This window comes from Faecalibacterium butyricigenerans, assembly GCF_020687345.1.
In the GTDB taxonomy this organism is placed as follows: Bacteria; Bacillota; Clostridia; order Oscillospirales; family Ruminococcaceae; genus Faecalibacterium; species Faecalibacterium butyricigenerans.
Genome location: NZ_JAJEQL010000011.1, coordinates 69,649 through 81,912 on the forward strand (window position 1 = coordinate 69,649; position 12,264 = coordinate 81,912).

The 12,264-nt window shown below is 61.9% G+C and carries 10 protein-coding genes; 6 read left to right on the plus strand and 4 right to left on the minus strand.

The features are described from left to right. The first annotated feature begins 17 nt into the window (after nucleotides 1-17). Nucleotides 18-1,130: a tRNA 2-thiouridine(34) synthase MnmA gene (gene mnmA / locus LKD23_RS06245; protein WP_227620928.1), complete on the plus strand. Its 1,113-nt coding sequence runs from the start codon at nucleotides 18-20 to the stop codon at nucleotides 1,128-1,130. Between the two features lie 169 nt (nucleotides 1,131-1,299). After that, entirely contained in the window at nucleotides 1,300-2,070 is a 771-nt protein-coding gene (locus LKD23_RS06250; protein ID WP_227620929.1) for a tRNA threonylcarbamoyladenosine dehydratase, read from the plus strand. A gap of 273 nt (nucleotides 2,071-2,343) precedes the next feature. Here the strand turns inward: LKD23_RS06250 and LKD23_RS06255 are convergent, their stop codons facing one another. The 4 genes from LKD23_RS06255 to LKD23_RS06270 form a co-directional block, all read right to left on the minus strand. Further along, complete coding sequence (locus LKD23_RS06255) at nucleotides 2,344-3,366, minus strand: lysylphosphatidylglycerol synthase domain-containing protein (protein WP_227620930.1); 1,023 nt, start codon at nucleotides 3,364-3,366, stop codon at nucleotides 2,344-2,346. 100 nt (nucleotides 3,367-3,466) lie between these two features. Next, on the minus strand, nucleotides 3,467-5,089 hold the full coding sequence (locus LKD23_RS06260) for a glycosyltransferase (protein WP_227620931.1): 1,623 nt from the start codon (nucleotides 5,087-5,089) through the stop codon (nucleotides 3,467-3,469). Nucleotides 5,090-5,102: 13 nt separating this feature from the next. Next, on the minus strand, nucleotides 5,103-5,924 hold the full coding sequence (locus LKD23_RS06265; protein ID WP_227620932.1) for a hypothetical protein: 822 nt from the start codon (nucleotides 5,922-5,924) through the stop codon (nucleotides 5,103-5,105). A 112-nt stretch (nucleotides 5,925-6,036) separates the two neighbouring features. After that, the gene (locus LKD23_RS06270) at nucleotides 6,037-7,170 is read right to left on the minus strand and encodes an acyltransferase family protein (RefSeq protein ID WP_227620933.1); all 1,134 of its coding nucleotides are present in this window, start codon (nucleotides 7,168-7,170) and stop codon (nucleotides 6,037-6,039) included. 436 nt (nucleotides 7,171-7,606) lie between these two features. On the opposite strand from LKD23_RS06270, the gene LKD23_RS06275 reads away from it, so the two are divergent. The 4 genes from LKD23_RS06275 to LKD23_RS06290 all read left to right on the plus strand — a co-directional run bounded on the left by LKD23_RS06275 (nucleotide 7,607) and on the right by LKD23_RS06290 (nucleotide 12,231). Continuing rightward, nucleotides 7,607-9,088 (plus strand): AMP-binding protein, encoded by a 1,482-nt coding sequence (locus tag LKD23_RS06275; protein ID WP_227620934.1) that lies wholly within the window; start codon nucleotides 7,607-7,609, stop codon nucleotides 9,086-9,088. Between the two features lie 135 nt (nucleotides 9,089-9,223). Continuing rightward, on the plus strand, nucleotides 9,224-10,696 hold the full coding sequence (locus tag LKD23_RS06280; RefSeq protein ID WP_227620935.1) for a class I adenylate-forming enzyme family protein: 1,473 nt from the start codon (nucleotides 9,224-9,226) through the stop codon (nucleotides 10,694-10,696). A gap of 80 nt (nucleotides 10,697-10,776) precedes the next feature. Further along, complete coding sequence (locus tag LKD23_RS06285; RefSeq protein WP_158402670.1) at nucleotides 10,777-11,022, plus strand: acyl carrier protein; 246 nt, start codon at nucleotides 10,777-10,779, stop codon at nucleotides 11,020-11,022. Between the two features lie 3 nt (nucleotides 11,023-11,025). Further along, complete coding sequence (locus LKD23_RS06290) at nucleotides 11,026-12,231, plus strand: hypothetical protein (protein WP_227620936.1); 1,206 nt, start codon at nucleotides 11,026-11,028, stop codon at nucleotides 12,229-12,231. Nucleotides 12,232-12,264: the final 33 nt, after the last annotated feature.

The window sequence follows — 12,264 nt, forward strand, 5'->3', positions numbered from 1 at the left end:
ACAAAAAGAGGAACAGAATGACAGAAACACAGAACACTTCCCGCCGCCCCGGTGCCCTCATCGCCATGAGCGGCGGTGTGGATAGCTCGGTGGCGGCATGGCTCATGCAGCGGGACGGCTTCGACTGCACCGGCATCACTATGCGCCTCACCCGCAACGAGGCCGTGGACACCGAGGGGCTGCACACCTGCTGCTCCGAGCGGGACATCGAGGACGCCGCCGAGGTGGCCTATGCGATGGACATCCCCTACGAGGTGCTGGACTTCACCGCCGATTTTCAGGAGAAGATCATCGACAAGTTCATCCGGGTCTACGAGGCCGGCGGCACGCCTAATCCCTGCATCGACTGCAACAAGTATATGAAGTTCGACCACCTGCTCCGCTGGGCCGAGGCCCACGGGCTGGACTATGTGGTCACGGGCCACTACGCCCGGGTGGAGCAGGACGAGGCCACCGGCCGCTGGCTGCTGAAAAAGGGGCTGGACGAGGGCAAGGACCAGAGCTATGTACTTTACAACCTCACGCAGGAGCAGCTGGCTCACGTCCGTCTGCCGCTGGGCGGGCTGCACAAGAGCGAGGTGCGCGCCATCGCCGAGGAGCAGGGATTCGTCAACGCCCGCAAGCACGACAGTCAGGACATCTGCTTCGTGCCCGATGGCGACTACGCCCGCTTTATGGAGGACTTCACCGGCAAACACTATCCGGCGGGCGATTTCCTCGACGTCAGCGGAAAAAAGGTGGGCACCCACAGCGGCGCGGTGCGGTACACCATCGGCCAGCGGAAGGGGCTGGGCCTTGCCATGGGCGCGCCGGTCTACGTCTGCGCCAAGGATATGCAGGCCAACACCGTCACCGTCGGCCCGGAGGCGGAGCTGTTCGATACCATCGTCTACGCCAACGAGGTGAACTGGATCGCCATCCCGGAGCTGACCGGGCCGCTGCGGGTGACGGCCCGCACCCGCTACCATCAGGTCGAGCAGCCCGCCACCGTCTACCCGGCGGGGCCGGACGGCTTCCGGCTGGAATTTGACCAGCCCCAGCGCGCCCCCACCCCCGGGCAGGCCGTCGTGCTGTATCAGGGGGATACCGTCCTCGGCGGAGGGACCATCGTGCGGGTGGCGAAGGGATAAGGAGAGCGGCCTAGCCCTCTCAGGCGCTTCGCGCCAGCTCTCCCAAAGGGAGAGCCTGAAGCCTGACCGTCAGGCCCTGCCTCTCCCTTTGGGAGAGGTGGATTTGCGAAGCAAAGACGGAGAGGGCAAGCCCGTGAATGTTGAAAGTAGAACCTAAAGGAGAACGTATATGCAAGACCAGTATTCCCGCACCCAGATGCTGCTGGGCGCGGAGGCAATGACCAAGCTGCACAATTCCCGCGTGGCCGTGTTCGGCGTGGGCGGCGTGGGCGGCTATACCGTGGAGGCGCTGGCCCGCAGCGGCGTGGGTGCCCTCGACCTCATCGACGATGACAAGGTCTGTCTGACCAACCTGAACCGCCAGATCATCGCCACCCGCAAGACCGTGGGCAAATATAAGGTGGATGTGGCGGAAGAGCGGGTCCACGACATCGACCCCGACATCAAGGTCACGACCTACAAGACCTTCTTCGGCCCCGAGACGCAGGACAGCTTCGACTTTACCCAGTTCGACTACGTTGTGGACGCCATCGACACTGTCACCGGCAAGCTCGCTCTGGTCATGAAGTGCAAGGAGGCCGGTGTGCCCATCATCTGCTCCATGGGTGCAGGCAACAAGATGGACCCCACCCGCTTCGAGGTCACGGACATCTACAAGACCTCCGTCTGTCCGCTGGCCAAGGTCATGCGCACCGAGTGCCGCAAGCGGCGCATCAAGCACCTGAAGGTCGTCTACTCCAAAGAGCCTGCCATGACCCCCATCGAGGACGATTCCATCAGCTGCAAGCAACACTGCATCTGCCCTCCGGGCACCCAGCGCAAGTGTACCATCCGCCGCTCCGTCCCCGGCTCCAACGCCTTTGTGCCGTCGGTCGCGGGCCTCATCATCGGCGGCGAGGTCGTGAAGGACCTCGTGGGCTTCGTCCCCCTGAAGGGCTGATATTTGATAAAATAACAAAACGGCAGGTGCGTCGCACCTGCCGTTTTCTTTGTTATGGGATGATCTTTACTGCTCAGGAGCAGCGAATGCGATGGGGGTAGCGCCTGCGGCTGCGTCCACGCTCTTCAGGGAGATGGGAGTGGTCTCGTAGTGCAGGGTCTCGAAGCTCTGGGTGCTGCCGTCCTCATTTCGCTGAAAAAATCAAGAGATCTATGCGCAGAATGCACAACAAGGTGATAACTGTTACTAAAATGAAATAAAACTTTCACAACGTCAGCTGCGGTTCAGCCTCCGCTGCGCCAGTCCGAAGCCGACGGCGCTGGCGGCGAAGGTGGCGTAATAGCTGGCCAGCCGGTAGAACATCAGCAGGCTCATGGACGCAGCATCGGGGAGGAAGCTGCCGTACACCAGCAGAAAGGCCGTCTCCACCGACCCCATGCCCGCCACGTTGGGCAGAGCGTTGGAGACGAAGAGGGTCAGCGCGGCGAGGAGCTGCACCTGCCAGAAGCGCAGCCCGGCGTCCAGCCCCATGAAGCGCAGCCCCATCCACGGCAGGCAGAAGAGCAGAAAGAGTTTGAGCAGATGGACGCCCAGAATGGCGGCGCAGCGGGCTTTGTCCGCCAGCAGATGGCGGCTCTCGGTGCTCAGGGTGTCCAGCTGCCGGAGCCAGTCGGCCCGGCGCTCGGCCCAGCGGCCTGTGTCGGGCAGGAAATGCAGCAGCCACCGGGCCAGACGCTGCACCACCGGCAGGGCGCAGAGGGCGATCAGCCCCACGATGACCCCTGCCACCACGGCGTAGGCTGCGGGCAGATACCGCAGCACGCCGTCCGAGTGGGCCGCCAGCCAAGGGCGGCCTGCCAAAAGCAGCAGGGTGGTGTAAAGCAGAACGGCCGTTTTGTGAAAGACATATTGCAGGGTCATGAGGCCTACACCCGGGCCGACGTCCAGACCCCGGCGGTGGAGATACCACGTCTGGAAGGGGACAGCCCCCGCGCCGAGGCCCACCACATTGCCGAAGGTGCCCATCCATGCGTTGTCGATGCCGTGGCGCAGAGAGAACCGGGGCAGGCGGCTGCGGACGATGAGCCAGCTGACGACGCCCTCCAGCAGCGGATAGCTCAGGCCCACGGCCAGCGCCAGAACCCCCTGCCAGAAGGTGAGCTGGCCCAGTGCAGCGGAGATCTCGGTCCAGTGCCCCCGGAAAATGAACACCACGATGCCGGTCAGCAGGGCCAGAACACCCAGCGAGAGTAAGGTCTTCCGGCGGGAAGGGGCGGGGGAGGCGGACGAACTCATGGGGGAAACTCCTTTCAACAAAAACGGACTGGGATAAACTCTGGGAAGAGTATACCACAGTCCGGAGGTGCATTTGTGAAGAGATGCCAAATTTTTTGCCTCAATTTTGGCAGAGTGATAAAGAGGATTCGCCGGTAAGCTCCCGGACCGCCTGCTTCAGGCCATCGGCAAAGGCCTGCTTCGAGTAGTGGCGTTCATACAGGTCGCGGCAGGCCTGCCGCATGGCGGCCAGTTTTTCCGGGTGGTCGATGGCCCATGCCAGACGCTCCGCCAGCTTTTCGGGGTCGTCGTCCTCGTAGACGAAGCCGTCCACTCCCTCGGTGATGAGTCCGGCGGTGCCGGTGTGCTCCGACACGATGGCGGGCTTGCCGAAGATGAGGCCTTCGGTGACGAAGGTGGGCATGGGGTCGTCGCGGGAGGCGCAGACGAGGCAGGTGCACTGAGCCATCAGGCTCTTGATCTCGTCCCGGGTCAACCGCTTGACGTAGAAGACGTTGTCGGGGCAGTCCGCCGTCAGGCTGCGCACGGCGTCCATCATCTCCGGCTCGGCGGCTTTGCCCACAAAGAGGAAGGAGGCTTTTTTCATCGTCTCCGGCGGCAGCAGCCGGATGGCCTTGCAGAAGATGTCCTGCCCCTTCCGGTTCTCGAATGAGCCGACGGTGGCGAAAAGGGGACGCCCGCCCGCATAGCTCAGGTCATAGTGGGCGAATTTCTCGGAGGCATAGTCCGGCAGGCCGTAGATGAGGGGCCGGATGTTGAACTCCGGCCGCACCGAGTGCATGGCGTTGGCGGCGTGGCTGCCGACGGAATAGACCCGGATGTTCTCTCCCAGCTCTTTGGGGATCTGGTGGGCGATATGGGGGTAGCCCGCGAAGGCGTCGTGGAGCCACCAGAGCACCGGCACCCGTGCCCCGCTCAAGGCACGGACAGCCCGGGCCTCGACGACAGTGTTGGCGAGGACGAAGTCGGCGCAGAGGGCCAGCCCCCACAGCAGGGGAGACTGGACGCAGCCGCGCCGGGTGATGACGACAGCCCCGGCTTCAAGGAAGAGCGGCATCGAGCCGCTGTCCTCCGGGCCGAGGACGACCACCTCGTAGCCCATGCTGCGCAGCACCGGCACAGCGCTGACCAGCACGATGGGTGCGCCGGTCATGTCCAGCAGGTGGCTCATGATGAATACCCGCTTCCCCTTCATCGACCAGACATCCTCGGCACAGATGTCCCGCTCGTAGTGAGCCAGTGCCAGCGGGAGACAGACGTGGTTCCGGCTGAGCTTTGCCGCCAGCGTCAGCAGCTCGGCGGGGTTCTCGGGGTCACGGGCCTCGGCCAGACAGCGCAGCAGCAGCTCCCGGGAGACGAGGGCGCAGCCCGGGCAGGCCGCAAAGCTGGGGCTGTGGTAGAGGGCAGTGGCACCTGCATAGCCGAAGACGGCGTCACTGGTGACGTAGTCTGCGCCGCTGCGCAGCGCATCCGCAAAGCAGGACAGGGCCGTGGGCATCAGGCTCAGATCTTCTTTCGCCAGCAGCACGCCGCGGGCGCTGCCCAGACTCCCGCTGGAAAGGTCCTCCGCCAGCAGGAACTTGCGGTGGAGCTGGTCGCGCAGGGAGGCTTCCAGCGAGGCCCTCCGCCCCGGCGCGTAGACGGCGAGAAAAACGTCCTGCGTATCAAGATATTCCTGCTTGGCGAGCTGTGCCCGCTGCAGGGTGGTATAACGGCTGTACATCCCGGTCCTCCTCTCAGCTGCCACGATGGAACAGGCTCACCAGACGGCGGAGGGGCAGCGTGAGCTTCCAGCTGCTGGACGAAAGGACGTTTTCCAGCGAGTTTTCGTAGGCCCGGCTCCGGGCGGTCAGCTCGGCGTTGGCCTGATGCAGCTCGGAGATGTTCTTCTGCAGGGCGTCGATGGTCTGCTTCTGGTCGGAAGAGGTCTTTTCCAGCTGGTCCAGATGCTTCTGCTCACAGACGCGGGTCTTCTGGAAATACTGCACGCCCTCCAGCACTGCGGCGAAGAGCGGGTCGCCTGCCAGCGCTTCCAGCGGGAAATAGCCGTAGCTCACGCCCAGCTTCATCCCGGCGGGGAAGCGGTTCATCCCTTCCAGCATGAAGTTGGGGTCGTCGTTCAGGAAAAGGATGCCGTCGCCGTGGAGCGGCACGCCGTTCACCGGGCGGCAGAGGATGCGGTCGTCCGAAAAGACGAAATTGGTGATGCAGCAGGGCAGCTCGCCCGGGTCGAAGCGAAGATTGACGGCGGCCTCCGGCAGCTCGAAGGTGGCCGTCACCATCCCGTTCATCTCGTCGTATTCGTAGTCCGGGGCTTTGACGGTGTCCCTCTGGGAGAAGCCGAAGCCGGCATCGAAGTAGAGCAGCGGCTGCACCAGCGCGGGCGAGTCGGCCTGCATCTCTTTCTGGGGGTGGACCGCGTAGAAGGTCTGCAGCTGCTTTTCCAGCTCAAGGCAGCGCTGGGCCAGCCGCGAGGTGCCCTCATCCGCAAGCCTGAGCTGCTGTTCCAGATCCGCAATGCGGCTGCGCAGAGCCGCTTCAGGAGTTTCGTTCATCATTACCGGAGCCTCCTCAAATTTATCGCAAGGCGTACAACCCTCGCTGCAAGCCCATGCATCGAAGTAATATAGTCTGCCCTGAAAAAGGGCCGGATACCAAAGCGCTGTATCTTTAGTGCTTTGCCGCATAATGGCGGCTCTTGTCCCGCCGCCGGAGCTTGTCCGCAGTCTTGCCGCCCCGGAGCTTCCGGCCCAGCTCTTTCCGCCGCATCAGAAGCTCAGTGATGGCGAAGATGGACGCCAGCGAGAACACGAACTGCAAAAGCATCCCCTGCACCGGACGGTCGGCGTATTTCGCCGCCATCAGATACCACGGGATAGCCGTCAGCTCCACGGTGTGGATGCAGAAGATGAAGAGCGAGCGCCGCCCCACCCACTCGATGGCGTGGGAGATGGGGCCGTCCACCCGGCGCTGCAATTTCAGGAAGAGCCGGATGATGCCGTAGCCCACTGCGCCGTCCAGAAAGATGCTCACAGGCCCCATCGTCCACTCGCCCAGCGAGACGCAGTCGGTGCTCTGGGTCAGCAGGACGCCCGCCACGACGCCCAGCGCCGCCGCGATCAGCCCGGCTCTGGCCCGGCCGGAAAGGGGCGTCTCAAACAGGCGGCGCTTCTTGGCCAGATAGCCGATGTAGAGGTAGGGCAGCGATACCATGCCCTGCGCGATGCAGAAGGGGGCCTCCCACACCAGCGTGATGCCCCAGCCCAGCAGGGTGACGCCGATGACAGCCGGGGTTATGTACCGCTCGGGGAAGATGTCGAGAAGGACATCGAGAAGGATCCACGCCAGCATCAGGGCCACCAGATACCACATCGGCCCGCAGGAGAAGAACTCCTGCCCGAAGTAAGAGGCCGTGTGGGGCAGCCCCAGCAGGAAGCCGCCCAGCACCTTGCCCGACTGGGTGATGGCGTTGGGCCACGAGCCGAAGGCTGCGTGGTGGATGAGGCAGTGGAGCACGGTGGTGGCCGCTGCCGTATAAAGGTAAGGCTTGAGCAGGGTCTTGGCCTGCTGCTCGATGCATTTGTGGATGGAGCGCTTGCGGAAGCCGTAGCCGCTGGCGATGAAGAAGGCGGCCATCAGCGCTTCGCGGTAGGCGAAGAGTGCAAAGGCGAAGGGGGTGACGTCGTCGGTGCCGAGGGGGTAAAGCTCTGCCGTGTGGGCAAAGACGATGGCCAGCATTCCGATGCCTTTCAGCAGGTCGAACATGCCAAGGCTGCTTACGGTGCGGGGCTTGGTGCCTTCCATATAAGGGGTCCTCCTTGTAGTGCGCCGCCTGTCCCGGAGGCCCTGAAAGGCCGTGTTTTGGGCGCGATAGATAAAAATATGAAGCCCGACGGGGAGCTTTTTTGCCAAATGATATAAACAGTATAATGCTTTTTGGGTCTTCTGTCAATTTGCAGGGGACGAAGCTTCCGGGCAAAGTTTCGTCCTGACGAAAAAAGTGTATCACAGCTTTTGTCCCGTCGCAACAAAAGGAAGGATTTACATCCGGTTGCACAAGTTGAGCGCAAGTTTAAATTGCATATTTGTGCAATGAAATCTTGCGTTTGCGGCGCATATGCGGTATACTGTTGCCGAGAGGAATCGAACCAGAACTTTCCTCTGTCTGCCAGAAATGCGGAGATTCTGGAACGAAATGGTGCTGTTTATTTTTCTTGCGAATAAAAAAGGAGTAAGACCAATGGCTGAAGAGATCAAAGTCCCCGCAGGCGTATATGATATGGTGACCCGCTGCATGGAGCAGGAATTCCCCGACAATGTGGCTATCCGCTATGTGGCCGCCGACGGCAAGACCGTCGTGGAAAAGAAGTACCGCGAGTACGCGCAGGACATCCGCCGGATGACTGCCTACCTCAAGGCAGAAGTGCCCGGCATCAAGGGCCAGCGTGTTGCGCTGTTGAGCCGGAACAGCTACGAGTACTGTGTGGCATCCTTCGGCATCATCCTTGCAGGGGGCGTCCTCGTGACCCTCAACCAGAAAAAGATGTGGGAGGAGCTGGAATATGAGCTGGGTCTTGTGGAACCGGCCCTCATCCTGAACGACGGCATCGACTACGGCTGCCGTGCCGAGCTGGAAGCCGCCTATGGTCCGAAGCTCCGTCCGATGGACTGCTATCGGGACACCGCCCCCGGTGAGCTGACCAACTGCATCGGCCACGACGACCTGATGATGCTGATGTTCACCTCCGGCACCACCGGCCGCAGCAAGGGCGTCATGCTCTCGGAGCGGAATATGTGCACCAGCCTCTGCACCTACGGTGCCCGGGCCGAGAACTGGATCACGTCCCGTCTGCCGGAGGGTCAGAAGCTGCCGCTGAGCCACATGACCCTGCTGCCCCTCTTCCACATGGCCTGCTTCGTCTGCGTCATGTCCTACCCGCCCGCCGGCTGGGCACTGAACCTCTGCAGCGACATCCGCGACTTCTACCGCGACCTCGGCCTGATGCACAGCGACATTATGGCCTCGGCCCCCATGCTGGTGGAGACGGTTTACAACGACTTCAAGCGGGGCCGCGTCAGCCGCCTCAACGGCCTGTGGGACCTGTGCTGCTCCTCTGCGGCCCTCGACCCCAAGATGCTGCTGGAGCTGGCCCAGAACGGCTTCGTCGTCAACCAGTGCTACGGCATGACCGAGACCTTCGGCGACGGCATCCTGAACTTCACCCAGACGGCCGACCACATGAGCGCTGTGGGCAAGCCCGACGACCACGTTCAGTATAAGCTGGACGAGACCGGCGAGATCTGCATCCGGGGCGGCTGCGTCATGCTGGGCTACTACAAGGACCCCGAGGCCACGGCAGAGGTCATCGACGCCGACGGCTGGTTCCACACCGGCGACCTTGCCCGGATGGACGAGGAGGGCTACTACTACATCACCGGCCGCAAGAAGAACCTCATCATCCTCGCCAGCGGCGAGAACGTCAGCCCCGAAGAGCTGGAAAAGAAGCTGGCCCTCTGCCCGGCCCTCACCGAGTGCATCGTGAAGGAGAAGGGCCAGAAGATCTGTGCCGTCGTCTTCTGCCCCGAGGACAAGCAGGAGGAGGTCCGGGCCTTCGTCACCGAGGTGAACCGCACCCTGCCGCTCTATAAGCGCATCAGTGCGGTGGAATTCACCGCCGAACCGCTGCCCCGCAACGCTCTGGGCAAGCTGCTGCGCAAGTAAACAATAAAACAGCGAAAAAAGGACACGCCGCGTAGTTGCATTTCTTTGCCGAAACAGGTATTATTACGTTGAGGCAGAAAATGTCAGCTGCCGGCGTTTCGCTGCAATAAAGAAAAACAGCAAGGAGCGACAAAAATGATAAATACTGTATATGAGCTCATCACGGACGTCATGGCGAAGCAGTATCCCGACCGGGTGGCTTTCCGCTATGTGGCCGCCGATGGCAAGACTGTGGTGGAAAAGACCTACGCCCAGTATGTGCAGGACATCCGCAGGGCCGTTACTTATTTTAAGGAGAATATCCCCGACATCAAGGGCAAGCGTGTCGGCATCATGAGCCGCAACTGCTATGAGTACGGTGTCAACAGCTTCGGCGCGATCCTCGCCGGGGCCGTCGTCGTGACCATCAACCAGAAAAAGACCTGGCCCGAGCTGGAATATGAGCTGGGCCTTGTCGAGCCTTCCCTCATCGTCAACGACGGCATCGACTATGGCTGCCGCCCCGACATCGAGGCCGCCTACGGCGATAAACTCCGCCCGATGGACGCCTTCAAGGACAGCGCGCCTGCAGAGCTTGTTGACTGCGTGGGCCATGATGATTTGATGGTGCTGATGTTCACTTCCGGCACCACCGGCCGTAGCAAGGCCGTCATGCTCTCGGAGCGCAACTTTTTTACCACTGTGGAGTGTCAGGTCAAATTCGGCGACGCCATGCTGGACTATAAGCACGAGCATATGCCCGAGGACAAAAACGACGTCCTGAGCAACTTCGCCATCCTGCCCCTGTTCCATCTGGGTACGTTCATCTGCCTCTTCGTTTGGGCCTGCAAAGGCTGGGCGCTGAACCTCTCCGCCGACATCCGCGACTTCTATCGCGACCTCGGCCTGATGCACAGCGATGCCATCGCTGTGGCTCCCATGCTGATGGAGGCCATCTACAAAGACGTCAAGCGGGGCCGCCGCGCCCGCCTGAACGGCATCTGGAACCCCTGCGGCTCCTCTGCCATGTTTGACGGCACCATGCTGGCCGAGCTGGCACAGCAGGGCATGATGATCACTCAGGTGTACGGCATGACCGAGACCTGCGGCGACGGCATCATCAACTACGAGCAGGACGAAAAGCACATCCGCGCCGTGGGCAAGCCCGACGACCACGCCGAGTACAAGCTGGACGAGACGGGCGAAATTTGCATCCGCGGCGGCTGCGTCATGCTGGGTTATTACAAGGACCCCGAGGCCACCGCAGAAGTCCTCGACGCCGACGGCTGGTTCCACACCGGAGACCTGGCCCGTGTGGATGAGGAAGGCTTCTATTACATCACCGGACGCAAGAAGAATATCATCATCCTCGACAACGGTGAGAACGTCAGCCCCGAAGAACTGGAAAATCTGCTGTCCAAGTGCGAGGCCGTCAAGGAATGCATCGTCAGGGAGAAGGGCAAGAAGATCTGTGCCGTCATCTACTGCGGCGAGGCCGACCAGCAGACCGTCCGCGACTTCATCACCGAGACCAACCGCACCCTGCCGCTCTACAAGCGGATGAGCGCCGTGGAGTTCAGCACTGAGCCTCTGCCCCGCACCGGCACCGGCAAGCTGCTGCGCAAGTAAGAATAAACCGGGCAGGCTGCGGAATACTGGAAAAGAGCCGCAGCCGCCTTTAATGGAACTACGAAAGGAAGATTCAAACTATGGAAAGAACCGAGATCGTGTCCCAGATCCTTGCAATTCTGGAAGATGTTGCAGAAATTTCCCCCGATGATGTGAACGAGAACAGCGTCCTCATGGATGACCTCGACCTGTCGTCCATGGAGATCCTGACCGTCGTGGCTGACCTTGAGGAGACCTTCGGCCTGCGTATCCCCGAAAAGGAGCTGCGCAACTTCGTCACCGTCAGCGATTTGGCCGATTATCTGGCCGCGCACGCGGGGGAATAAGGGATGGATGCCGAACAGCGCTCCGTTTTTCAGGGCATCGTCTACTACTACCGCGAAAACATGGTCAACTGCCGCTATCAGGTCACGCTGAAAGACGCTGTGGACGGTGCGCTTTTGCAGCAGGCTCTGGATGCGGCCCGGGCAAAGGCACCCTACTATTTCCAGAAGCCGGTGTGGGAGAAAAAGCTGCTCCACCTTGAACCGTCGGACGCCCCCTGCCCGGTGCGGCAGGGCAGTGCAAAGCCCGAATTTCCGGACGAGAACGGCTTTACTGTTGCGCTGAGCTATGAGGGGAAAGTCGTCTACTTTGACTGGTTCCACTTCATGGCCGATGGCCGGGGCATAGCGCCCTTTATGACCATGGTGCTGCAGTTTTACTGCAACCTGCGGTACGGCACGGCCTTTGAGGGCCGTATCCTCGTGACCGACCCGCCCTACGACATCGAGGACATCTTGGCCAAGTACCCCGAGAGTCAGGTAGCCAACGATATGCAGCGCCCCGTGGTGCAGACCTTTGAAGAGACGCCCACCTGCTGCCGCGTCCGGCTGGAAAAGGCGGGGCTTGTGGACGCCGCCCTCCGCTGCGGCGTCAAGCCCTTCAGCACCCTTACGGCTCTGCTCTGTAAGGCGGTGCGGGCGTATCTGGACAAGGACGAGGTGCTCTACAGCTACTCGACAGACGCCCGCGACGCGCTGGGTGCGCCGAACGCCCTCTATAACTGTGTGGCCTCCTTCCAGCGCAGGCTCCCGCTGACAGCAGATGCCCCGCTGGCCGAGGTGGCTGTGGGCGTAGACGCGGACCTGAAGGCGAACCTCGCCCCGGAGAAGAAGATCTTCCGCATCGCCGAGCAGATGGGCTGGGTCTACCGGGTCTACCAGCAGAAGGCCAGCCTCAGCATCAAGAAGCGCATCTTCCAGATGGGCGAATACATCAGCGGCTTTCCGGCCGACTTCTGGGTGAGCTATCTGGGCGACCCCTTCATACCGCCCAGCCCGGAGCTGACCCGGTACATCGAGGATTTCCAGACGTGGGTGCCCGCGGACGGCGCATCCATCGGGCTGGAAGCCACCAGCCTGCACGGGGTCATCACCCTCTGCATCAAGAACAAGGTGCCCCGCCCCGGCTTTGCCGAGGCCCTGCGCGCCGCTTTCGAGGCCGAGGGCATCCGGGTGCTGGAGGCCGTGGAGCTGGGGGAAGACCTTACATAAGAAACAACCTCTCCGTCACGCCGTAGGCGTGAC

Excerpts from the sequence above, each read along its gene's own strand:
- LKD23_RS06275 (WP_227620934.1), top strand. The coding sequence starts at position 7,607 with ATGGCTGAAGAGATCAAAGTCCCCGCAGGCGTATATGATATGGTGACC.
- LKD23_RS06265 (WP_227620932.1), bottom strand. The coding sequence starts at position 5,924 with ATGATGAACGAAACTCCTGAAGCGGCTCTGCGCAGCCGCATTGCGGAT.
- LKD23_RS06285 (WP_158402670.1), top strand. The coding sequence starts at position 10,777 with ATGGAAAGAACCGAGATCGTGTCCCAGATCCTTGCAATTCTGGAAGAT.
- LKD23_RS06260 (WP_227620931.1), bottom strand. The coding sequence starts at position 5,089 with ATGTACAGCCGTTATACCACCCTGCAGCGGGCACAGCTCGCCAAGCAG.
- LKD23_RS06255 (WP_227620930.1), bottom strand. The coding sequence starts at position 3,366 with ATGAGTTCGTCCGCCTCCCCCGCCCCTTCCCGCCGGAAGACCTTACTC.
- LKD23_RS06290 (WP_227620936.1), top strand. The coding sequence starts at position 11,026 with ATGGATGCCGAACAGCGCTCCGTTTTTCAGGGCATCGTCTACTACTAC.
- mnmA (WP_227620928.1), top strand. The coding sequence starts at position 18 with ATGACAGAAACACAGAACACTTCCCGCCGCCCCGGTGCCCTCATCGCC.
- LKD23_RS06280 (WP_227620935.1), top strand. The coding sequence starts at position 9,224 with ATGATAAATACTGTATATGAGCTCATCACGGACGTCATGGCGAAGCAG.
- LKD23_RS06250 (WP_227620929.1), top strand. The coding sequence starts at position 1,300 with ATGCAAGACCAGTATTCCCGCACCCAGATGCTGCTGGGCGCGGAGGCA.
- LKD23_RS06270 (WP_227620933.1), bottom strand. The coding sequence starts at position 7,170 with ATGGAAGGCACCAAGCCCCGCACCGTAAGCAGCCTTGGCATGTTCGAC.